Here is a 22,393-nt window from a genome sequence, read left to right on the forward strand (position 1 = left end):
ACGGGGCGGGCGTTCCTGCTGATCAGCCGACGAAGTGGTGTTCGCCGCTCACGCAGCCCGACCTGGCCGGGCGTCGTGGTCAGACCGTCCGGCGGAGGTCGTCCAGCCAGGCGACGCCGAGCCGGTGGCCGTCGGGGAACTGGTCGTTGCGGTCCCAGCGCCACGTGGTGATCAATGCCAGCATCAGGGACCGGCAGGTCCGGAGCAGGTCGTGGTCGACGCCGGGGTAGTGCCGGGCGACCTCGCCGGGGGCGTGGGCCAGGTCGAACTCGATCGGACCGCGGCAGCACGTCTCGAAGTCGATGAACACTGGGCCGGCCGGGGTGGCCAGGACGTTGCCGGGGTGGGGTTCGCCGTGCAGGAGCTGTTCGGGCCGGCCGCTGACCGCTCGGCTCAGGCGGTCCAACGTCGCGGCGAGGAAAGCCCGGTCGGCGTCGGGCAGCCTCGGGGTGCGGGTGGGGTCGGCCACGAGGGTCCGGGCTGCCGCGACCCGGTCGGTGAAGTGCGGGGTGGGCAGGTCGACCTGGCGCATTCCGGCGTGCAGACGGTCGAGCGCCCCGGCGTAGCCGGCGGGTGGGATCGCGGGGGCGGACGCCTGCTCGTAGTAGGTCCACAGGGTGATCACGAAGTCGTCCCGTACGAGGACCTCGGGTGTGATCAGCGCGGCGACCGGGCTCCCGGCCTCCGACAACCGCCGGGCGATGTCCACTTCGAGCTGGGCGGACTGGTCCGCGGCGGGGGCCACACGGGCCAGGACGTCGCAGGGCTGCAGGCGCAGGGTGAGTTTGTTGGAGTTGTGCAGCGTGGTGGCGTCGTGGACGGTCAGGCCGGCCGCGGAGGCGACCGACAAGGCTGCGCGGGTGGCCCGCCGGGCCGCAGACTCGTGCACCGGAGCACCGTAGCTCAAGGCCCGTCAGGAGATGCGGTCCAATGGCGCCATCCGGCACAGCGGGTCGATCACCGCGCGGGGCCGGGTGTGCCGGCCCACGGCCCTGAGCAGGGAATCCTCGACGTGGTAGTCACGTACCCGGGTGGCGAAGGCGGGGATCTCCTGCGGGGTGCCGCAGAGCACCGTGGACGTGACGTTCTTGATCGGGATGTAGCGGACGCCGCCGCGTTCCCGCAGCAGCACCAGGTGGACATCGTCGACGCTGACGATGTGACCGCGCAGGTATTCCGTTTCCCGGCCGGTCTGGACCTGCGTCACCACCAACGGCAGGACGGGTGTCCGAACGGCCGACTGGACGGCCAGGGCGGCGAGCGCCGCGACGGCCGCGGACGCCAGCACGGCGAAGAGGCGGGCGACGCGGGCGGGCAGTGGCCCGCAGACGCCGAACGCCACCAGCGGGGGCAGCGTGAGGAGGGCGGCGATGAGCGGTTCGCCGCCGGCCCAGGCCTGCCGCACGGCTGGGCCGACGAGCCAGGCGTAGCCGGCCGGCGCGGCCAGGCACAGCCCGGCGCCGACGATCCACCGGTCGTGCAGCCGCCACGGTGGCCGCTGGGCGGTGGCCACGGCCGCCGGCAGCAGCAGCGGCAGCGCGTAGATGGGCCAGGTCAGCAGGGCCAGCGCGAACATGGCGCCGATGAACCAGGGTGGGGTGGCCTCGGTGGCCCGGGCGATCACGGGTGGGAACCGGCGCACCCGGCTGTCGTCCGGGGCCGAGTCGGCGGTCACCCGGAGCGCGCCGCCCACGGCGAAGACGGCGATCAGCACCCCGGTGATCAGCGGAGCGACGGTCGCGAACAGGGCGGCCCCGAGGTTGAGGGCGCCCACGTTGGCCACCAGCAGCAGCAAGGTCTGCAAGTCGCCGCCGGACTCGACCCACAGCCGTAGGACGGACAGGGTGGCCGGCACACCCAGCACCACGGTCCAGAACGCCTCACGGTGTTCGCGGCGGGCCAGATGCCCCGCGCGCGTGTTCACCGGGGGGCTTTGGAGTCGTAGTCGGCCAGGTCCGGCGGGTTGTCCAGGTGTGGCTGGGAACCGTACCGGGCGCCGAGGTAGGGGCCGATGGTCTTGTCGTAGGCCCGTTGCCAGCGGCTGTTCGTCTCGTCGGCCTCCCACCGGTGCAGATACCAGGCGATCACTTTGCGCATGGCACTGTCCCCGTCGGGCACGGCCACGCCGATCTTCTCGTCCTCGTCGGCGATGGCCAGGTCCAGCAACTCGAACAGGTCCTCGCCACTTTCCACCCGATCCGCCTGCGCCATTCCGGCCAGGATCGGCAGGTCGGTGCTGAACGCGTCGTAGGTGCCGTCCCGCAGCCCGTCCATGCACGCCTTGTTCGTGTCGACCGGCTGCGCCTCGATCTTCTTGTCGCCCAGCACCTTCTCCGACGTGGAACCGGTGGTGGTGCACACGCGGACGTCCTTGCGGCGCAGGTCGGCGATGGTGGCCAGGGTCTTCGTCCGGTCGCGGCGTACCAGGACCTGCTGCGGAACCAGCTGGTACGGGCCGGCGAAGTCGACCAGTTCCTCGCGTTTCGCCGTCATCGACAGACTGGCCACGACCATGTCCGCGTTGTCCTGCTGAAGCACGGACAGGCGGGCGGGCAGCGTCTCCACCTTCACCCATTCGATCTTGTCTTCGGTGTACCCGAGCTCATCGGCCAGCGCCCGGGCGATCTCGATCTCGAATCCGGTGCGGCGCCCGGATTCGAGATAGGACACGTACGGGATGTCCTCGCGCACCCCGATCCGGATCCGGGCCCGCCGCGCGACCGCCTGCAGGGTGGGCGACTTCTCCCGCAGCGAATCGACTGTCTCTTTCGGGTCCTCCTCCGCGGCGCAGGCGGCCGCCCCGGCCAGCAGAACTGCCACCGCCACACTCGAGGCGGTCAGCGCCCGGCGCCAAGCGGAATGAGGACTATTTGTATTCGACAAGGGGCCACCTCGGCGGCGAAAAGGTATTTGTGGAGCCGCTAATGTAGCGGCCCCGCAAAAACCATTCCCTCGAAAGAGATTCGCGAATACGGCCTCAGCGCAGCAGCAAATGGACGTCGCCGAATTCGTGCCAGAGGTAGCGTTCGCGCAGGGCCGCGGTGTAGCTCGCGCGCAGGGCCTCCTCGCCGGCGACGGCGGTGAGCATCATCAGGTGGGAGGCCCGCGGCTCGTGCAGGCCGGTGATCAGCCCGTCCACCGTCCGGATCGGGTGCTCGGGGGTGATGACGAGGTCGGTCCACCCTTCGGCGGTCCCGGTCTCCAGGGCGCGCACCACCGTTGTGCCCACCGCGATGACCCGCCCGCCCGAGGCCCGTACGTGGGGGATCAGCCGGGCCGTGGGCGCGGGCACGCGGAACCACTCGGGATAGGGCGGCTCGTCCGCCTCGGCCGACGCCACGCCGGTGTGCAGGGTGATCGGCGCGACCAGCACGCCCCGCCCGGCCAGCGCGGAGAGGACCGCCGGAGTGAACGGCCTCCCCGCGCTGGGCATCTCGGCGCTGCCGGGCACGGTGGCGTACGCGTTCTGGTAGGTCTCGATCGGCCAGTCGCGATCGGTGTAGCTGTAACGGATCGCTCGACCGTGCCGTGTCAGGTAGGACACCCGATCGCCGGGCACGTCGGCCGCGGTCACCCACAGCCGCGACGTGAACGGGCGCAGCAGCGTCAGCGAGCCCTCGGGCACCGGCAGGCGCAGGCCGGGCCGGGCGATGCCGGTGTCGCGCGGTTCGATCAGCCAGGTGCCGTCGGGCAGCGAGGTCGAGACGTGAACCCGTACGCCGTCAGAGGTTTGCAGGGCGGCCGGCAGCGTGCCCGAGTTGTTGACCACCAACAGGTCACCCGGTTCGAGCAGGCTCGGCAGCTCCGGGAACCGGTGGTGGCTCACCGACGTGCCCCGGCTCACCATCAGGCGCACACCGTCCCGGGGTTCCGCCGGCGCGCGCGCCTCGAGGGCCGGCGGCAAGGAGAAAGTCACGGTCACCGGGCCACGTACCTTCCCGAGGCGGGACGCTCGTCGATCAGCTTCAGGAAGAAGGGCACCACCGAGGAGGGCAGCGGCCGGTCGGAGATGTCCTCGCCCGGAAAGGCCAGCTGCTGCAGCCGCGTGCGCAGGTCGCCCGGGTCCACCGACCAGACCCGCACATCCGGTTCCTCCTTGGCCAGCACCCGGCTCGCGTGGTCCAGCGCGGCCTTCGCGGCGCCGTAACCGCCCCAGCCCTCGTACGCCTCCACGGCCGCGTCGGAGCTGAGGTTGAGCACGGCGCCGCGGCCCGACTGCCGCAGCTGCGGGAGCACGAGCTGGGTCAGCGCGATCGGGGCCAGCACGTTGACCTCGAACGTGTCGAGCAGCGCGGGCAGCGGGAAGTCGCCCAGCGCCGGCGGGGGACTGCCGCCCAGCGTGGACGCGTTGTTGATCAGCAGGTCGGCCCCGCCCAGCTTGTCCGCGGCCGCGGCCAGCTCGGCCCGATGGTCGTCGTCGACGACGTCGCCCGTGATCGCCACGACGCCGGGCAACGAAGCCGCCACCAGGTCAAGATCTTTGCCCGTACGGGCGTCGAGAACGAGATTCCACCCGGCGCCGGACAACGCGTGGGCCAGCGCGGCGCCCAGCCCCTGGGAGGCTCCGGTGATCACTGCTGTCTGTGTCATGCCTCGACCCTGCTCGCCGGCACCCGTTCCCGGCCTCGGGCCAGGGTCGCCTTCCCGGCGCGACCTTGGTCCTAGGACCATTGCCCCAGGCCGGTTCGGCGCCCGATGGCTAGGGTGGGCGCGTGGAACCGCTGCACACCGCGCGCCGGCTGTCGGCGGCCGTGCTGGCGGTGAGCAACCAGCTCACCGTCCCCGAGGTGCTGCAGACGATCGTCGACACCGCCCGCGAGCTGGCCGCGGCCGAATACTCGGCGCTGGGCGTGCCCGACGAGGACGGGTCGTTCGCCCAGTTCGTCGTGTCCGGCGTTCCCGAGGAGCAGCAGGAGGCGATCGGCCCGCTGCCCCGGCAGCACGGTTTCCTGGCGGTGATGCTGCGCGAACCCGAGGTCCAGCGGCTCGACGACATCCGGGCCGATCCGCGCTTCGACTGGTGGCCGGCGGCCCATCCGGTGCTGCGGGCGTTCCTCGGCGTGCCGATCATGAGCGGCGACGAGATCCTGGGCGCGCTCTACCTGGCCAACAAGCCCGGCGGTTTCACCGACGAGGACACCGAGCTCGTTCGGGTCCTGGCCGCGCACGCCGCGATCGCCCTGACCCACGCCCGCCTGTACGCGCGCAACCGCGAGCTCACGATCGCCGAGGAACGGGCCCGCATCGCCCACGACCTGCACGACGCGGTGGCCCAGCGGCTGTTCGGGCTGCGGCTGACCGCGCAGGCGGCCGACCTGCTGATCGACCGGGACCCGGCGGCGGCCCGGGCCCGGCTGGCCGAGGTGTCGGCGCTGGCCCGCGAGGCCGCCGAGGAGCTGCACGCGGCGGTGCTGGAACTGCGGCCGGCCCGGCTGGCGGAGGACGGCCTGCCCGACGTGCTGCGCAAACAGGTACAGATCCTGGACCGCGCGTCCGGTCCCACGCTGGTGTTCCACTCCGGCGAGCCCGCGGTGCTGCCCCCGGCTCAGCAGGCGGTGATGCTGCGTGTGGCTCAGGAGGCGCTGCACAACGCCGTACGCCACTCCGGCGCCCACCGGATCGAGGTGCGCCTGGCCGGCACGGTGCTGGAGGTGGCCGACGACGGGACGGGCTTCGACGTCGACGCCACCCTCAAGGCGGGCCGCAGCCTCGGGCTGCGCTCGATGCGGGACCGGGCCTGCCAGGTGCGCGGCAAGGCCACGATCACGTCGTCGCCGGGCGGCGGCACCGTCGTCCGGCTGGAGGTGCCCGGTGCCTGACATCCGCGTGCTGATCGTCGACGACCATCCCGCCGTACGGCGGGGGCTGCGCACTTTCCTCGAACTGGCCGGGGACATCACCGTGGCCGGGGAGGCGGCGGACGGCCCGGCCGCGCTCGCGCTGGCCGACGCGACCGAACCCGATGTGGTGCTGCTCGACATGGTGCTGCCCGGCATGGACGGGGTGGCGGTGCTGCAGGAGCTGCGCCACCGCGGTTCGCCGGTCAAGGTCCTGGTCGTCACCAGTTTCAGCGACCGTTTGGTGCCCGCGATGAAGGCCGGCGCCCGCGGCTACCTCTCCAAGGACGTCGACCCCAACGCACTGGTCGCCGCCGTCCGCTCGGTCCACGCCGGTCACCTGCTGCTCGAAGCCGACGTGGCCGCCACGCTGCTGGGCGCCCCGCCCGGCACACCGGTCCTGACCGCCCGCGAACGCGACGTGCTGGCCCTGATCGCCGAGGGCCGCTCCAACCGCGAGATCGCGCGGGCCCTGGTCGTGGCCGAGAAGACGGTCAAGACCCACGTGTCCAGCATCTTGATGAAGCTCGGCCTGGCCGACCGCACCCAGGCTGCTCTGCACGCCGTACGCACCGGGCTGGTCCCCGGCGATCACCCCTGAGCGACGGCCCGGATCTCCGTGGCCACGGCCGGCCAGATCGCGCGGGGCAGATCGTGGCCCACACCGGGCAGTTCGACGTACCGGGCTCCCGGCACCGACGCGGCGATGCGGCGGCCCGCGGCCGGACGGGCCAGCGGGTCCCGCTCGCCGTGCAGCACCAGGGTGGGCACGCGAAGGTCGCGCAGGCGCGGTCCGTGCCAGGTGGCGCTGGTCTGCCGTGCTTGGGCCCGGCTGTCGCGCACGCCGCTGGGCAGCCCGGCGTCGAGTTCGCGCTCCACCCGCAGGCGGGCGTCGGCCTCGTCGAACGGATAGCCCGGCGACGCGACCGCCCGCAACAGGTCGAGACCGGCTGCCACGTCACCGTCGCGCCCGGCGGGGTGACGCATGCGGGCCAGCCGGACCAGGAACGGCAGGCGCACGTAGCGCAGCAGCACGGCGGCGCCCCGGGCATCGCTGGGCACGGCTGCGAACGAGGTCAAGCTGTGCACGCGGCCCGGATGGCGCAGGGCGGTGCGCTGCGCGACCAGGCCGCCTTGGGAGATGCCGAAGAGGTGGGCGCGCTGCCAGCCGAGCGCGTCGAGCACGGCCACGGTGTCGTCGGCCATGTCCTCGGCGGTGTAGGCCAGCGGCCGCCCGCGCAGCAGCCCGCGCACCGGGTCGGTGACCGGGGCGTCGTCGAAGTGGGTGGAGCCACCGGAGTCGCGGCCGTCGAACGAGGCCACGCTGAACCCGGCCTCGATGAGCGCCGTGACCAGGCCGTCGGGCCAGTAGAAGCGGGACACGCCCAACCCCATCAGCAGCAGGAGCGGGTCACCACCGGCGCCGCCGAGGTCGTCGGCCGCCAGTCGCACGTCGCCGTTGCGGGCCGTGTACGGAGTCCTGGTCATGGTCGCCCCACCCTTCGAGAACAATGTTCGCGAACACCGTACACGAAAAGATAGGATGTCGGCCATGGAGGCGGTACCGGTTTGGCTGAGGGAGCGGCGCGCGGGGGTGGGCCGGCCCGCCGAGCGGACCCGGGCCGACGTGACCACGGCCGCGATCGCGCTGGCCGACCGGGAAGGTCTGACCGCGGTGTCGATGCGCCGGGTGGCCGCCGAGCTCGGCACCGGGCCGGCCTCGCTCTACCGCTATGTCGACAGCCGCGACGACCTGCTCGACCTGATGATCGACGAGGTGGCCGCGGGCTACGACCTGCCCCCACCGGGTGGCCCCTGGCTGCCCGGCCTGCTGGAGGTGTGCCGGCAGGCCCGCGAGCTGATGCGGCGGCACACCTGGCTGCCCGGCTTGGTGCTGACCCGCTCGGCGCTCGGCCCGCACGGCACCGACCTGCTCGAACACGTGCTGGCCGTGCTGGCCGGTCACCCGGCCGGCGTGGGCCGCAAACTGGAGACGTTCGCTGTGATGAACACGCTCACCGCCGCCCTGGCCCTGAGCGAGCACAACGGTGGCTCCGGGGCGCGGCAGAGACAGGGCGCCTACCTGGCCCACGCGATCGCGGACGGCCGGCACCCCCACCTGACGGCCGCATTGGCCGGCGAGTCGGCGGTGCCCGCGCCCGACTTCGAGGAGACGGTGTCACGGGTGCTCACCGGTCTGCTGGGCGATCACCACTGAGGCGGTGACAGCCCGTCGGTGAAGCGGCCCGTACGGGTTCAGGGTCACCAGCTCCACGGCCGCCGACGCCGCGGGGGAGGCCCTGTTCGGCCCCGTGCCCCCCGCGGCAACCTCGTCCTCCAGCAGTTCACCGGCGCGGCCGCCCACTTCGCCCGCCGGCCGGCACCGGCCACGTCGAGCGTGCTCTGGTCACTGAGTACGCGCGGCCGCCCTGCGCTGTCCCGAAGGCATTACGTGCCGGGCCACGAGAGCGCATCGTCGTGACCAGTCCGAGTGAAGGCGCTGCGGCGCGGGTCGTATGCCTCCGCTCACACTCCGCTGCTTCGGGTGCCCGTCCGGCCGGTGGGGGCGGTAGGAAAGAGAGTCGGCGGCGGAAGGGGCCCCATGACGACCGTGGATCGTGCGGTGCTGGACAATCCCGTGTGGACCGCGCTGACCGGCGTGCAGAAGACCGTTTCCCTCGTCCGGGGGCAGGCCGCGCGTTATCAGCCCGAGGTGTCCCCGTTCGTGGCTCTCGCTGATGCGGCCGATCCCGCCGCCTGGGCCGACCTCGCCGAGCTGGTCGGCCCGGGCGTCACCGTTCTGATGCCCGCCGCGCCCGACGACGGTCCGGGCGCCGGGTGGGAACGGGTCGGCGGCGGCCGCGGTGTGCAGCTCACGGGCGAGGATCTGGTGGCCGCCCCCGACCCCGAGGCGGTCGTCCTGAGCGCGGCCGACGTGCCCGAGATGCTGGACCTGGTGGCCCGCACCCAGCCCGGCCCGTTCGGTCCGCGCACCTGCGAGCTGGGCGGCTATCGGGGGCTGCGCCGCGACGGCAAGCTGGTGGCGATGGCCGGGGAGCGGGTGCGCCCGCCGGGCTGGGCCGAGATCAGCGCCGTCTGCACCGACCCCGCCTACCGCGGACAGGGGCTGGCCAACCGGCTCGTGCGGGCCGTCGCGGCGGGCATCCGGGAGCGGGGCGAGCGGCCTTTCCTGCACGCGGCGGGCACCAATGACAACGCGATCCGGCTCTATGTGGCGATGGGGTTCCGGCACCGCCGCGACATAAATTTCCATGCGTACCGGGTGGCCGCGCGTTAAGCTCGCCGGAACCGCAGCGTCCGCGAACGAGGAGAGTGCCGTGTTGGGAGACGACGACATCTCCGGGTGAGAGCCCCGAGATCCGTCTGCCGACACCCCTCCTGCGGAAGTTGAATCATGTCTTCTGTCGTGTGCACCGACGTGTCCTTTTCCTGGCCGGACGACACCCCGGTCTTCGACCACCTGACCGCCTCGTTCCCGCCCGGGCGCAACGGCCTGGTGGCCGCCAACGGCACGGGCAAGACCACCCTGTTGCGCCTGATCGGGGGCGATCTCACCCCGACCGGCGGGACGATCACGCTGGGCGGCCCGCTCGGTTATCTGCCGCAGCATCTGCCGTTCGCGAGCGACCAGACCGTGGCCGAGGTGCTCGGCGTCGACCGCATCGTGGCCGCGCTGCACGCCATCGAGTCCGGCGACCCGGCCGAGGAGCATTTCGCTGTGGTCGGCTCCGACTGGGACGTCGAGGAACGCAGCCGGGCCGAGCTCGACCGGCTCGGGCTGGGCGACGTGGGGCTCGGCCGCCGGCTCGGCACGCTCAGCGGCGGCCAGGTCGTCTCCCTCGGGCTCGCCGCTGAGCTGCTCAAACGGCCCGACGTGCTGCTGCTCGACGAGCCCACGAACAACCTCGACGCCGGCGCCCGGGACAGGCTGACCGCGGTGCTGAAGGCGTACGGAGGTTGTCTGATCGTGGTCAGCCACGACCGTGCGCTGCTGGACGAGATGGACCGGATCGCGGCCCTCGACGACGGTGAGATCCGCTGGTTCGGGGGCAACTTCACCGCGTACGCGGAGGCGGTGACAGCCGAGCGGGAGGTGGCCGACCGGCAGGTGCGCCACGCCGAGCAGGACCTCAAGCGGCAGAAGCGGGAGGCGCAGCAGGCCCGCGAACGGTCGGCCCGGCGGCTGTCGACCGCCTCGCGCAACCTGGGCAGCGCCGGGCTGTCCCGGATCCACGCCGGCAACCTCAAGAACAACGCGCAGGTGTCGGCGGCCCGTGGCGGCGAGGTGCACGCGTCGCGGGTGGCCGGCGCGCAGGCCCGCTACGACGAGGCCAGCTGGGCCGCCAAGCAGGACGACCGGATCGTCATCGAGCTGCCGCAGACCGTCGTGCCGGCCGGACGCACCGTGTTCTCGGGGCGCGATCTGCGGGTGCCCTACCTGGATCGGCCGTTGCTGGACGAGCTGATCATCCGGGGGCCGGAGCGGATCGCGCTGCTGGGCCCGAACGGCGCCGGCAAGTCGAGCCTGATGCGGCTGATCGTCCAGGGTGCGCAGCGGGTGGCCCTGCTGTCGCAGCGGCTCGATCTGCTCGACGACGACGCGACCGTGGCCGAAAGCCTGGCCCGTTTCGCGCCCTCACTGCCCGACGCCGAGCGGATGAACCTGCTGGCCCGATTCCTGTTCCGGGGGTCGAGGGCCCATCTGCCCGTACGGGTCCTGTCCGGCGGCGAGCGTCTGCGGGCCACGCTGGCCTGCGTGTTGTTCGCCGAGCCGGCGCCGCAGCTGCTGCTGCTGGACGAGCCGACCAACAACCTCGATCTGGACAGCGTGGCCCAGCTGGAGTCGGCCCTCATCGCGTACCGGGGCGCCTTTGTGGTGGTCAGCCACGACCAGCGGTTCCTCGACGAGATCGGGATCGACCGGACGATCACCCTCTAAAGTGACGCCAGTCCGGCCAGCAGGACGTCGAGCGCGTCGTCGACGGCGGCGTCCTGCTCGGCCGGGCCCATCTGCGGCAGCAGGTCGAGCAGCATGATCGACAGGCCGTGGACGGTGGCCCAGCAGGCCAGCGCGGCTTTCCCGGTCTTGTCCGGCGGCAGATGGCCCGCCTCGACCAGGCCCGCCAACGCGGCGACCAGATGGTGGCGCGGCTTGAGTTGTTCCTCCGCGGCGGTGAACTCCGCGGGGCTGCGCAGGCCGGTGGGGTCGCCGCCCATCGCGGTGCGGAACAGGCCGGGCTCGGTCAGGGCGTAGCGCACGTAGGCCCGCCCGACCGCGCGCAAGTAGGCCAGGGGTTCGGCCGCCTCGAGCTCAGCACCCATCGCGACGGCCATGTCGACGCGGGCCCGCTCGGCCACCGCCGACTTCAACGCGGTCAACGTCGCGAAGTGCCCGTAGGCCGAGTTGGGCGCGACGCCGACGATCCGGGTCACCTCACGCAGCACTACCGCCTGCGGTCCACCGGTGCGGGCCAGCGTGATCCCGGCGTCGATGAGCGCCGCCCGCAGGTCGCCGTGGTGATAGGTGTCGCGCTTGGTGGCCATGGCGTTGACAGCCTAGTCCGCGCCGCCCAATACTCACACTGTCCAGATCGTCAAGGAGTCGTCAAGTTCGGAGCGGGCCGGCCGTCAACCCACGATTCGAGGCTGTACGGGACTCACCACCCGTCATGAAAGGCAGTCCCGTGGCCAAGCTCCTGTATCGGCTCGGCGCCCTCGCGGCCCGTCGCCGGCTCCTCTTCCTAGCCACCGCCCTGGCCGTCCTGGCCGGCACCCTCGTCCTGGCCTTCGGCTACGCCGGCTCGTTCTCCCCGGGCCACGCCATCCCCGGCTCCCCGGGGCAGGTCGCGCTGGAGAAGGTCGACCGGCACTTCCCCGGCGCGAGCGGCGTCGAGGGCGACGTCGTGTTCGTCGCCCCGAACGGCGCCCGGATCGACGACGACGCCGTCGTCAAGCAGATGACCGCCGTACTCGAGCGGATGCGGACGGTCGAGCACGTCGCCGAGGTCGGTGACCCGCTCGACCAGGTCTCCGAAGACGGCCGCATAGCGGTCGCCACCGTCGGCTTCGACCTGCCTCCGGGCACCGAGGTCGACCCCGAGCTGCAGGAGGCCGTCCGGGCCACCGGTGCCGGCTACGGCGGCCGGGTGCTGTTCGGCGGGGACGCCTTCGAGGAGGAGCTCGAGCCGTTCGGTGTGCCCGAGACCATCGGCATCGGCGTGGCCCTGCTCGTCATGCTGGTCACGTTCGGCTCGATCCTGGCGGCCGGCATCCCGATGCTCACGGCGGCGCTCGGCGTGGGTGGCACGGCCGGCGGGATCCTGCTGGCGACGAGGCTGTTCGACGTGTCGCAGAACGCGCTGACCCTGGCCCTGATGCTGGGCCTGGCCGTCGGCATCGATTACGCCCTGCTGGTCGTCTCGCGGCACCGGGCCCAGCTGGCCCGGGGCCTGGGGGTGCGGGAGTCGGTCGCGCTGGCCACCGCCACGGCGGGCAGTTCGGTGCTGTTCGCCGGCCTGACCGTGATCATCGCGCTGGCCGGGCTGACGCTGGCCGGTGTGCCCATGCTGACCTCGATGGGCCTGTCCGCGGCGGGTGCGGTCACCGTGGCCGTCGTGCTCGCCCTGACCGCGCTGCCCGCGGTGCTGTCCCTGGCCGGGGAGAGGCTGCGGCCCCGGGCGAGGACTCGCGTGACCCGTTCGACCGGCCTGGCCACCCGCTGGGTCGACCTCGTCATCCGGCACCCCCGCAAGGTGGTCGTGGCGATGGTGCTGGGCCTGGCCGTGCTGGCCGTCCCGGCCACGCAACTGCAGCTGGCCCTCAACGACAACGGGTCCGCGGCCCCGGGCTCCGAGCCCCGGCAGGCGTACGACCTGATCGCCGACGCCTTCGGCCCCGGCGCCAACGGCACGCTGGTGGTGCTGGTCGACGGGGCGAACCCGAACGCCACGGCCGAGCGGGTCATCGGCACCGTCGAGGGGATGCCCGGTGTCGCCGCCGTCAACGGTCCGATCCTCGCCGCCGACAAGCAGGCCGCGCTGGTCGCCGTCATCCCTGCCACGGGTCCCCGCGACAGCGCCACCATGGAGCTGGTGGGCGAGCTGCGTACGGCGCTGGAACCGCTGGGGGAGTCCGTCGCGGTGACCGGCCTGACGGTGGTCGGCCTGGACGCCGTGGACAAGCTCAACGGCGCCCTGCTCCCCTTCGGCGTCGTCGTGGTCGGGCTCTCGCTGCTGCTCCTGCTGGTCGCCTTCCGCTCCTGGACGGTGCCGCTCAAGGCCACCGCGGGCTTCCTGCTCTCGGTGGGTGCGGCGTTCGGCGCGATGGTGGCCGTCTTCCAGTGGGGCTGGCTGGCCGACCTGCTGGGCGTGCCGCTGGTCGGCCCGGTGCCCAGCTTCGCCCCGATCATCGTGATGGCCGTCCTGTTCGGCCTGGCCATGGACTACGAGGTCTTCCTGGTGTCGGCCATGCGGGAGCACTACAGCCGGCACGGCGACGCCCGCGAGGCGATCCGGGCCGGCAGCCGCAACGCCGGGCGGGTGGTGGTGGCCGCCGCGGTCATCATGATCACCGTCTTCGTGAGCTTCCTGTTCTCGCACGACCCCAACGTCATGCCGATCGCTTTCGCGCTGGCCTTCGGGGTGCTGGTCGATGCCTTCCTCGTACGTCTGACCCTGGTGCCCGCCGTGCTCCAGCTGCTCGGTGACCGGGCCTGGCGGCTGCCGCGCTGGCTGGACCGGGTGGTCCCCGAGGTCGATGTCGAGGGCCACGACATGCGAGAGCCCGAGACCCCCGTGCGCGTCCCCGAGCTGGTCGGCTAGGCAGGAGAGAAATGATGGACCGCGTCCTCGTAGTCGACGACGACCCCGGCCTGCGGGGCCTGCTCACCTCGGCCCTGCGGTTCGCCGGCTACGAGGTCGACGTGGCCGCCGACATCCCGCAGGCGCTCGACCGGGTGCTGGCGTCGCCGCCCGACGTCATCGTGCTCGACGTGATGCTGCCCGGGGGCACCGGGTTCGACGTCGTGACGATGCTGAGGGCGCGGTCCGTCGCGGTGCCGGTGCTGTTCCTGACCGCCCGCGACGCCGTCGAGGACCGGGTCCGCGGCCTGCAGCTGGGCGGGGACGACTACATGGTCAAGCCGTTCAGCGTCGTGGAGGTGGGGGCCCGGATCGAGGCCCTGCTGCGCCGGGCCCGGGGCGCGGCGGTGCCGGCCGGCGCGGCCCTCACGTTCCGCGATCTGTCGCTGGACCCGCAACGCCACGAGGTCCGGCGCGCGGACCGGCCGGTGGCGTTGTCCCCCACCGAGTTCAAGCTGCTGCACCTGCTCATCACCCGCCCGGGGCAGGTGCTGTCGAAGGCGCAGATCCTCGAGGCGGTCTGGCAGTACGACTTCGGCGGCGACTCGGTGGTCGTCGAACGGTTCATCGCCAACCTGCGCCGCAAGGTCGACGACGGGCACGAGCCGCTGATCCAGACGGTCCGCGGGGTCGGTTACACCCTGCGGGCCCCGGGCCGGTGAGCATCCGGGCCCGGCTGCTGGCCGGCTTCCTCGCGTTGTTCGCCGTGGCCCTCTCCGCCAGCGGCGTCATCACCGCCTGGCTGGTCCACGACTACGTCGTCGAGCGGTCCGTGGACAAGCTGCGCGACGACGAGCGGCGCATCACCGCGCTGGTCGGCTCGGGCCCGCAGACCATCAACGCCGAGCAGTTCGCGACGATGCTCGGCCCGCCGCTGGGCATCATGGGCCAGGACGCGGGCGGGACCATCCTGTTCGCGATCGGGTCCAGCGTGGGCCGGGAGTACGAACTGGCCCGGCTGGCCGGGCGGGCCGGGCCGGGGCAGATCCTGGAGACCGGCGACGACGTGGCGGCCGTCCGGGTCGCCACCCCGGGCATGCGGATGGTCTACGCGGACCGGCCCACCGACGACGTGGCCCAGCTCATCCTGGTCAACGACCCGAACATCGACGGGACGGCCACCGCCGGGTTCGTCCGCGGCCTGGCCCTCGTCGGCCTGGTCGCGGCGCTCGTCTTCACCGCGCTGGCCGTGCTGGTGCTGCGGGTCGGCCTGCGCCCGCTGACCGAGATGGCCGCGTCCGCGGACGCCCTCGCCCGGGGTTCCCGCGGTGAGCGGCTGCCCGTGGCCGACCACCGCGCCGAGACGGCCGTGCTGGCGGCGGCGGTCAACCGGGCCTTCGACGCCCAGGACCGCGCCGAGGACCGGGCCCGCACGTTCGCCGCCGACGCCTCGCACGAGCTGCGGACCCCGGTGGCCACGATCTCGGGCTGGCTCGAGCTCTACCGCCAGGGCGGGCTCGGTGACGACGTCGAACAAGTGGTGACCCGGATCGAGGACGAGGTGGGCCGGATCCGGCTGCTGGTCGACGAGCTGGGCCTGCTGGCCCGGCTGGACGCGGGACGGCCCCTCGACCGCCGGCCGCTCGACCTGGCCGCGCTGGCCGCCGGCGTGGTCGAGGACGCCCGGGTCGTCCACACCGGTCTCGGCATCACGCTGACCGCGCCGCCGGACGGTCTGCCCGCGCTGGGCGACGCCGCCCGCCTGCAGCAGGTGCTGCGCAACCTGGTCGGCAACGCCGTGCGGCACAACCCGCCGGGCACCCGGGTCGGCCTGACCCTGGCCCGCGACGACCGGGGCGCCCGCATCGACGTCAGCGACAACGGCACGGGCATCGCGCCGGACGACCTGCCGCGGCTGTTCGACCGGTTCTGGCGGGCCGAGTCCAGCCGCAGCCGCGACTACGGCGGGTCGGGGCTGGGCCTGGCCATCGTGCAGGCCATCGTCCGCGCCCACGGTGGCCGGGTCGACGTGCGGTCGGCGGTGGGGGAGGGCACGACGGTCACCCTGCGGCTGTGAAAAAGGGCCGCCCGATCCGGGCGGCCCTTTCGCACGAGCGATCAGGCGGCGTACTTCTCCACCAGGCCACCGAGAGCCGGCAGGGCGGCCTCGATGTGCTTCGACGCGCCACCGCGAACGGTGTTGTAGGCCTTGACGACGACGGCCTTCTCCGAGGCGTGGGCCATGTCGTCGGTGACCTTCAGCAGGGCCGGGGTGACCTCGTCCTGGCGCTTGACCAGGTAGTCACCGAACGTGCCGCCACCGGCGACCTGGAAGTCGGCCCAGAACGGCTGCAGCGCCTCGAGCATCGACGGGACCAGGATGTTGAGGGTCTCGACGTAGTAGCCGGGGGCGAACGAGGTGACGGCCTTGTAGGCCAGCTTCACGGCACCGGCCGAGATGCCCGACTTGTTGGCGAGTTCCGACTCGACCAGCGCCTGGGCGTCCTTGACGATGGCCTCCTTCGTGGCCGGGTTCGCGGAAAGGTCAAGAAGGTTGGAAACCATGGTTGTGCGCGCTCCTCATCACAAGACGACGGCACGCAGACTACTCAATGAAGAATCACTTTCAACTCCTGCCTCTCCCGTCTCGTGAGATGCCCCGCCGCGGCTAGGATCTTCCGCCTGATCGTCGATGCGGATGGTCCGTCCGGGCGGCGTTTCGGGGTCGCGCCCCACGCCGGGGTCTGCTAGGCCGGAGGAACGAAGTCGCCCACTGGTCACAGCGCGTAGCAGTCAGCCCAGCCACGCGGTGGTGTCCGCGGGAAGGGTGCCGGCGTCGATCGGGCCGCTGGCGAGCATCACCGAGGCGCCCGCGGGCAGGGGGGCCGGGGCGTCGCCCAGGTTGGCCACGCAGACGAAACCGGGGCCACGGCGGAAGGCCAGCACGTCGGGGCCGGTGGGGAGCCAGGTCAGCGGGGCGGCGGGGTCGATGGGGCGGCGCAGGGTCAGCGCGGCCCGGTAGAGCTGCAGCATCGAGGACGGGTCGGCGGCCTGGCGCTCGGCCGTGAGGGCGCGCCACGTGGCCGGCTGGGGCAGCCACGCCTCGCGGCCGGGGCCGAAGCCGAACGACGGGACGTTGCCCGACCAGGGCAGGGGCACGCGGCAGCCGTCGCGGCCGCGCTGGGCGCCGCCCGTACGGTAGAAGACGGGGTCGCGGCGCACACGGTCGGGCAGCTCCACCTCGGGCAGGCCCAGCTCCTCGCCCTGGTAGAGGTAGGCCCCACCGGGCAGGGCGAGCATGAGCAGGGCGGCCGCGCGGGCTCGGCGGACGCCCAGGGTGCCGCCGCCGTAGCGGGTGACGTGCCGGGTCTCGTCGTGATTGGACAGCACCCACGTGGGCGGGGCGCCCACCGCGGCCAGCGCGGCGATGCTGTCGCCGATCGCCCGGCGCAGGGCGGCCGCCTGCCACGGGGCCATCAGCAGGGCGAAGTTGAACGCCGTGTGCAGCTCGTCGGGGCGCAGGTAGAGGGCGAGCCGTTCGACGCTCTGCACCACCACTTCGCCGACGAACATGCGGTCGCCGGGGTAGGTGTCGAGCACCTGCCGCCAGCCCCGGTAGACGTCGTGCACCTCGTCGACGTCCCAGTGCGGGTGGCAGGCGCCCGTACGGGTCGGGTCCGCACCCAGGTCGGGCATCTGCGGGTCCTTGGCCAGCCCGTGCGCCACGTCGATGCGGAAGCCGTCGACCCCGCGGTCGAGCCAGAACCGCAGGATCGAGTGGAACTCGTCGCGCACCTCGGCCGACGTCCAGTCCAGGTCGGGCTGGGCCGGCGCGAACAGGTGCAGATACCACTGGCCGTCCGGCACCCGGGTCCAGGCTCGCCCGCCGAAGTTGCTGGTCCAGTTGTTGGGCGGCTGCGCGCCGCCGGGGCCGCGGCCGTCGCGGAACAGGTAGCGCCTGCGGGCCGCGCTGCCCGGCCCGTCGGCCAGCGCGGCCCGGAACCACGGATGCTCGGACGAGGTGTGGTTGGGCACCAGGTCGATGATGATCCGCAGGCCGAGGTCGTGGGCGTCGCGGATCAGCGCGTCCGCGTCGGCCAGCGTGCCGAACCGGGGGTCGACGTCGCGGTAGTCGGCCACGTCGTAGCCGTTGTCGGCCTGCGGGGACGGGTAGAACGGGTTGAGCCAGACCGCGTCGACCCCGAGGTCGCGCAGGTAGGGCAGGCGGGACCGGACACCGGGGAGGTCGCCGATCCCGTCGCCGTCGGAGTCGGCGAAGCTCCACACGTAGACCTGGTAGAACACCGCGTGGCGCCACCAGCTCATGGGGTGGTCCGTCCGCGGAGCTCCTCCTCCTCGTAGCTCGCCAGGTCGGCCGCGGCCGCCTCGTCACGGGTCAGGTTCTCGCCCGTCCGCGGGTCGAACAGGTGCATCCGGCTGGTGTCGGCCCAGAACTCGCCGTCGTGGTTCTCGCGCAGCCGGCTCATCGCGTCGATCGAGATGATCAGCTGGGTCCGCAAGGCCTCACTGTCGAGTTCGGCCGCCAGGTCGGCCAGTTGCTTGGTGACCTCCTCGTTGGCCTCGAACGGGATGTACGCGTACTGCGAGTCGCCCAGCCACTCGGTGACGTCGACCCTGGCCCGGAACGTCACCCCGCGGTCGCGCTTGGCCGGGTCGAGCAGGCGGGCGTCCTCGAAGTGCTCGGGCCGGATGCCGGCGATCAGCAGCTGCCCGTCGGTGACCTTGCCGGCCGCGATGGCGGGCAGGTCGGTCTCGAGGAACGGCAGTTCGAGCCGCCGGCCGCTGACCACGGCGGGCAGGAAGTTCATGGGCGGCGACCCGATGAAGCCGGCCACGAACATGTTGACCGGCTGCTCGTAGAGCTCGCGGGGCGAGGCGACCTGCTGCAGGAAGCCGCGGCGCAGCACGGCCACCCGGTCGCCCAGCGTCATCGCCTCGGTCTGGTCGTGGGTGACGTAGACGGTTGTGGTGCCCAGCCGCCGTTGCATCCGGGATATCTCCGTCCGCATCTGCCCGCGCAGCTTGGCGTCCAGGTTGGACAGCGGCTCGTCGAACAGGAACGCGTTGACCTGGCGGACGATCGCGCGGCCCATCGCGACCCGCTGCCGCTGCCCGCCCGACAGGTTGGCCGGTTTGCGGTCGAGGTGCTCGTGCAGCTCGAGCATGTCGGCCGCCTCGTTGACCCGCCGCCGGATCTCGTCCTCACCGATCTTCTTGTTGAGCCGCAGCGGGAAGGCGATGTTCTCGAACACGGTCAGGTGCGGGTAGAGCGCGTAGTTCTGGAACACCATGGACAGGTTGCGGTCGCGCGGAGCTTTCTCGTTGACCCGGTCGTCGCCGATCACCATGTCGCCCGAGGTGATGTCCTCCAGCCCGACGATCATGCGGAGCAGCGTGGACTTGCCGCAGCCGGAAGGCCCCACGAGGATCATGAACTCGCCGTCGGCGATGCTCAGGCTGATGTCGTTGACGGCCTTGAAACCGTCGCCGTACTCCTTGACGATGTTGCGCATCTCAATGGCGGCCATCTCGATATCCCCTTCAGCCTTTGACGGCGCCGTTGGTGAGCCCGGCGACGATCTTGCGTTGGAAGAGCAGCACGAGGACGACCACCGGGATCGTGACGACCACGGCGGCGGCCGCGATCGGGGCGGTCGGCTGCGAGAACTGCGAGGCGCCCTGGAAGAAGGCGAGCGCGGCGGGCACCGGGCGGGCCGCCTCGCTGGAGGTCAGCGTGATGCCGAAGACGAAGTCGTTCCACACCGCGAAGAACGTCAGGATGGCCGCGGTGAAGACGCCCGGGGCGGCCAGCGGGACGATCACCCGGCGGAACGCCTGCCAAGCCGTGGCCCCGTCGACCTGCGCGGCCTGTTCCATCTCCCACGGGATCTCGCGGAAGAACGCGGCCAGCACGTAGACCGACAGCGGCAGCGAGTACGACAGGTACGGAATGATCAGGCCCAGCCAGGTGTCGTAGAGCCCGATGGTGCGCCACAGGTCGAACAGCGGGGTGGCGATCGCGATGACCGGGAAGACCGTGATGGCCAGGGCCACCCCGAGCACCAGCCGCTTGCCCGGGAAGTCCAGCCGTGAGATCGCGTACGCGGCCAGAGTGGCCAGGACGACCGAGATCGTGGTGGCGATCAGCGACATGCCGACCGAGTTGCGCAGCGCCGTGGTGAACAGGTCGGAGGCGAAGACCGTCCGGTAGTTCTCCCAGCTCCACGTGCTCGGCAGGAACGACTTGTTGGTGATGTCGTCGCCCTCCTTGAACGAGAGCGAGATGATCCAGAGCACCGGGATGATCGCGTACGCGATGATCAGGATCGCGCCGGCGATCCAGAACGCCTGGGTCCTGCGGCTGACCTTCACTTCTTGTCCCCTCTCTGCTGGGACAGGTCGGTCTTGAAGACCTTGACGAACATCACCGCGATCAGCACCACGAGGACGGCCAGGATGACGCTGACGGCCGAGCCCAGCCCGACCATGACGCGGCTGATCGTCTGGCGGTAGGCCAGGAACGACAGCGTCTCGGTGCCCTGGGCGCCGGCCGTCATGATGAAGATGCTGTCGAAGATCCGGAACGCGTCGAGCGTGCGGAACAGCAGCGCCACCATGATCGCGGCCTTCATGTTGGGCAGGATGACCCGTTTGACGCGCTGCCAGGCGGTGGCCCCGTCGACCTTGGCCGCCTCCAGGTAGTCGTCGGGGATCTGGGCCAGGCCGGCCAGCAGCAGCAGCGACATGAACGGCGTGGTCTTCCAGATCTCGGCCACGCACACCGTGAACAGGGCCGACCAGGTGCCGCCGAACCAGTCGTACTCACCGAGCCCGAAGAGCCCGTTGACGAAGCCGTACGTGTTGCTGAACGCGTAGGCCCAGGCGTACGCGGAGACGACGGTGATGATCCCGTACGGGATGAGGATCGCCGTACGCAACGCGGTGCGCAGATACAGCGCCCGGTGCATCACCATGGCCAGGCCGAACCCCAGCACCAGCTCGACCGACACGGTGACGATCGTGATCAGCGACGTGATGCCGAACTGCTGCCAGAACAGCCCGTCGCTCAGGATCGTCAGGTAGTTGCCCAGGAAGACGAACTCGCGGCCGGACGGGTCGGTGAGGCGGAAGTCGAACAGCGACAGCCAGATCGCGTTGAGGATCGGGTAGCCGGTGACCGCGACCATCGCGATGAACGCCGGGCCGGCCAGCATCCACCCGAGGTTGCGTTCCTTGCGCGTACGGTCGGTCAGCCGGACTCGGCGGGCCGCGCGGGTCTCCTTCGGGGGCCGAGGAGGCGCGGCGGAGGTGGTTGTGCTCATGGCCGCTCCCTAGATCAGTCTCTTGTTGGACAGGACGTCCTGGAGAAGCTGGTTGGCCTCCCGCGGGGTGGAGCCGGGCGACAGCGCGTCCGGCGGGTGGAACGCGGTCTGGATCGAGCCGGTGACGTCGCCGTAATAGGGGCTGACCGGGCGGGGCGTGGCCGCGTCGAGGCCGGTGCGGATCTCGTCGGCCATCGGGAACTTCTGGCGGATCTCGGGGTCGTCGAAGATCGCGCCCAGGGCGGCCGGGTTACCCGCCTTGATCATGAACTCTTTCTGGCTCTGCGCCGAGACGAGGCAGCGGATGGCCTCCACCGCCAGGTCCTGCTTGCGGCTGAACGAGCTGACCGACAGGCCCAGCCCGCCCGACGGCGCCGCGCTCTCGGTGCCCGCCTCGACCCGCGGGTAGGCGGCCCAGCCGACGTCGTCCTTGAAGTTCGCCGGGAGCGTGCCCTCCTCGATCGCCGAGTCGAAGGCGGCCCACACGTACGGCCAGTTGACCATGTAGCCGCCGTTGCCGGCCTGGAACGCGGCCCGCGAGTCCTCCTCACCGGCGGTGCTGAACCCGGCCGGCGCGGCGGGGGAGACCGCGAGGTCGTGCATGATCCGGGCGGCCGCGGCCCCGGCCGGGGTGTCGAGCCCGCCCTTGACCTCGTTGGCCGGCAGGTTCTCGGAGCCGGACTGCAGGATCGAGCCGCCGCTGGACGACACCAGCGCGTTGACCCAGACCATCAGGCTCTCGTTGCGCCGGCCCTGCGCGGCCAGGGTGACCCCGGCCCGGGTCGCACCCTTGATCAGCTGGTCCCAGGTGACCGGGCCCCGGGACGGGTCGACACCCGCCTTGGCCAGCACCGACTTGCGATACCAGAGCAGCTGGGTGTTGCCGTAGAGCGGCGCCGAGTAGAGCGTGTCGCGGAACGTGGACTGCAGCAGCGGACCCTCGAGCACGCCCTCGGAGAACTCTTGCCGCTCGCTGCCGGTGAACGGGCGCAGGAACTCGGCGTTGGCGAACTCGGCCATGAACGGCGGGTCGACGCTCACGATGTCCATCGAGCGGTCCTCGGCGGCCAGCCGGCGCAGCAGTTGCTCCCGGCCGCCGGCGGCGGTGTTGGGCAGCCGCTGGATGTTGAACGAGTAGGCGCCGCCGGACTCGGACGCGCAGCGGGTGGCCACGTCCTCCTGGGCGGCATCGGCGATGTAGTAGGTCAGGGTCGTCGATCCGCCGTCGCCGCCACCGCACCCGGACAGGCCGGCGGCGAGCAGCACGAGGGCGGAGCTGGCTACACATGTCTTTCGGAACACGGCGCCTCCTTTGGAACCGCTTGCAGACTTAACCCTGTTTGTGATCTGCGTCTCATGTCAACAGTCACAATGTGCACGCTCTGCGTGTTCG

Annotated in this window: 21 protein-coding genes; 8 read left to right on the forward strand and 13 right to left on the reverse strand. The window is 71.9% G+C overall.

Features of this window, described 5'->3' with window-relative positions; translation table 11 throughout:
- Window positions 1–79: 79 nt before the first annotated feature.
- The 5 genes from BKA14_RS06100 to BKA14_RS06120 form a co-directional block, all read right to left on the reverse strand.
- Complete coding sequence (locus tag BKA14_RS06100; RefSeq protein ID WP_184949939.1) at window positions 80–889, reverse strand: phosphotransferase family protein; 810 nt, start codon at window positions 887–889, stop codon at window positions 80–82.
- Between the two features lie 24 nt (window positions 890–913).
- A complete protein-coding gene (locus BKA14_RS06105) occupies window positions 914–1,924 on the reverse strand; it encodes a hypothetical protein (RefSeq protein ID WP_184949940.1) in 1,011 nt (336 codons plus the stop codon).
- Window positions 1,921–2,820, reverse strand: a complete 900-nt coding sequence (locus tag BKA14_RS06110; RefSeq protein ID WP_184949941.1) for a transporter substrate-binding domain-containing protein — start codon at window positions 2,818–2,820, stop codon at window positions 1,921–1,923. The genes BKA14_RS06105 and BKA14_RS06110 overlap by 4 nt, the downstream gene beginning before the upstream one ends.
- A 157-nt stretch (window positions 2,821–2,977) precedes the next feature.
- Entirely contained in the window at window positions 2,978–3,922 is a 945-nt protein-coding gene (locus BKA14_RS06115) for an S-adenosylmethionine:tRNA ribosyltransferase-isomerase (protein ID WP_184949942.1), read from the reverse strand.
- Window positions 3,919–4,590, reverse strand: coding sequence for an SDR family NAD(P)-dependent oxidoreductase (locus BKA14_RS06120; RefSeq protein ID WP_184949943.1), 672 nt, complete (start codon window positions 4,588–4,590; stop codon window positions 3,919–3,921). The genes BKA14_RS06115 and BKA14_RS06120 overlap by 4 nt, the downstream gene beginning before the upstream one ends.
- Window positions 4,591–4,712: 122 nt before the next feature.
- Between BKA14_RS06120 and BKA14_RS06125 the strand changes: the two genes are divergently transcribed.
- Window positions 4,713–5,819 (forward strand): GAF domain-containing sensor histidine kinase, encoded by a 1,107-nt coding sequence (locus BKA14_RS06125; RefSeq protein ID WP_203721985.1) that lies wholly within the window; start codon window positions 4,713–4,715, stop codon window positions 5,817–5,819.
- Window positions 5,812–6,438 carry a response regulator gene (locus BKA14_RS06130; protein ID WP_239092451.1) on the forward strand — a complete coding sequence of 209 codons (627 nt, stop codon included), beginning with the start codon at window positions 5,812–5,814 and terminating at the stop codon, window positions 6,436–6,438. The genes BKA14_RS06125 and BKA14_RS06130 overlap by 8 nt, the downstream gene beginning before the upstream one ends.
- Here BKA14_RS06130 and BKA14_RS06135 read toward each other — a convergent pair.
- Window positions 6,429–7,325: an alpha/beta fold hydrolase gene (locus BKA14_RS06135; protein WP_184949944.1), complete on the reverse strand. Its 897-nt coding sequence runs from the start codon at window positions 7,323–7,325 to the stop codon at window positions 6,429–6,431. The genes BKA14_RS06130 and BKA14_RS06135 overlap by 10 nt on opposite strands.
- A gap of 64 nt (window positions 7,326–7,389) precedes the next feature.
- Between BKA14_RS06135 and BKA14_RS06140 the strand changes: the two genes are divergently transcribed.
- The 3 genes from BKA14_RS06140 (at window position 7,390) to BKA14_RS06150 (ending at window position 10,797) form a co-directional block, all read left to right on the forward strand.
- Window positions 7,390–8,055 (forward strand): TetR/AcrR family transcriptional regulator, encoded by a 666-nt coding sequence (locus tag BKA14_RS06140; RefSeq protein WP_184949945.1) that lies wholly within the window; start codon window positions 7,390–7,392, stop codon window positions 8,053–8,055.
- 384 nt (window positions 8,056–8,439) lie between these two features.
- Window positions 8,440–9,135, forward strand: coding sequence for a GNAT family N-acetyltransferase (locus BKA14_RS06145; protein WP_184949946.1), 696 nt, complete (start codon window positions 8,440–8,442; stop codon window positions 9,133–9,135).
- A 117-nt stretch (window positions 9,136–9,252) separates the two neighbouring features.
- Complete coding sequence (locus BKA14_RS06150) at window positions 9,253–10,797, forward strand: ABC-F family ATP-binding cassette domain-containing protein (RefSeq protein ID WP_184949947.1); 1,545 nt, start codon at window positions 9,253–9,255, stop codon at window positions 10,795–10,797.
- On the opposite strand, the gene BKA14_RS06155 is transcribed toward BKA14_RS06150, so the two are convergent.
- Window positions 10,794–11,402: a TetR/AcrR family transcriptional regulator gene (locus tag BKA14_RS06155; protein WP_184949948.1), complete on the reverse strand. Its 609-nt coding sequence runs from the start codon at window positions 11,400–11,402 to the stop codon at window positions 10,794–10,796. The genes BKA14_RS06150 and BKA14_RS06155 overlap by 4 nt on opposite strands.
- A 140-nt stretch (window positions 11,403–11,542) precedes the next feature.
- Between BKA14_RS06155 and BKA14_RS06160 the strand changes: the two genes are divergently transcribed.
- The 3 genes from BKA14_RS06160 to BKA14_RS43110 are packed head-to-tail and all read left to right on the forward strand — an operon-like array spanning window position 11,543 to window position 15,734.
- Window positions 11,543–13,678: an MMPL family transporter gene (locus tag BKA14_RS06160; protein WP_203721983.1), complete on the forward strand. Its 2,136-nt coding sequence runs from the start codon at window positions 11,543–11,545 to the stop codon at window positions 13,676–13,678.
- An 11-nt stretch (window positions 13,679–13,689) separates the two neighbouring features.
- On the forward strand, window positions 13,690–14,379 hold the full coding sequence (locus BKA14_RS06165) for a response regulator transcription factor (RefSeq protein WP_184949950.1): 690 nt from the start codon (window positions 13,690–13,692) through the stop codon (window positions 14,377–14,379).
- Complete coding sequence (locus BKA14_RS43110) at window positions 14,376–15,734, forward strand: sensor histidine kinase (protein ID WP_203721981.1); 1,359 nt, start codon at window positions 14,376–14,378, stop codon at window positions 15,732–15,734. Before BKA14_RS06165 ends, BKA14_RS43110 begins: the two co-directional genes overlap by 4 nt.
- Window positions 15,735–15,775: 41 nt before the next feature.
- On the opposite strand, the gene BKA14_RS06175 is transcribed toward BKA14_RS43110, so the two are convergent.
- The 6 genes from BKA14_RS06175 to BKA14_RS06200 form a co-directional block, all read right to left on the reverse strand.
- Entirely contained in the window at window positions 15,776–16,222 is a 447-nt protein-coding gene (locus BKA14_RS06175; RefSeq protein WP_184949951.1) for a DUF6918 family protein, read from the reverse strand.
- Window positions 16,223–16,450: 228 nt separating this feature from the next.
- Window positions 16,451–17,983, reverse strand: coding sequence for a glycoside hydrolase family 13 protein (locus BKA14_RS06180; protein ID WP_184949952.1), 1,533 nt, complete (start codon window positions 17,981–17,983; stop codon window positions 16,451–16,453).
- Entirely contained in the window at window positions 17,980–19,206 is a 1,227-nt protein-coding gene (locus BKA14_RS06185; RefSeq protein WP_184949953.1) for an ABC transporter ATP-binding protein, read from the reverse strand. Before BKA14_RS06185 ends, BKA14_RS06180 begins: the two co-directional genes overlap by 4 nt.
- 13 nt (window positions 19,207–19,219) lie before the next feature.
- The gene (locus tag BKA14_RS06190) at window positions 19,220–20,050 is read right to left on the reverse strand and encodes a carbohydrate ABC transporter permease (RefSeq protein ID WP_239092450.1); all 831 of its coding nucleotides are present in this window, start codon (window positions 20,048–20,050) and stop codon (window positions 19,220–19,222) included.
- Entirely contained in the window at window positions 20,047–21,000 is a 954-nt protein-coding gene (locus BKA14_RS06195; RefSeq protein WP_184949954.1) for a carbohydrate ABC transporter permease, read from the reverse strand. The genes BKA14_RS06190 and BKA14_RS06195 overlap by 4 nt, the downstream gene beginning before the upstream one ends.
- A gap of 9 nt (window positions 21,001–21,009) precedes the next feature.
- Window positions 21,010–22,302, reverse strand: a complete 1,293-nt coding sequence (locus BKA14_RS06200; protein WP_184949955.1) for an extracellular solute-binding protein — start codon at window positions 22,300–22,302, stop codon at window positions 21,010–21,012.
- Between the last annotated feature and the right edge of the window lie 91 nt (window positions 22,303–22,393).

This window comes from Paractinoplanes abujensis (genome assembly GCF_014204895.1).
In the GTDB taxonomy this organism is placed as follows: domain Bacteria; phylum Actinomycetota; class Actinomycetes; order Mycobacteriales; family Micromonosporaceae; genus Actinoplanes; species Actinoplanes abujensis.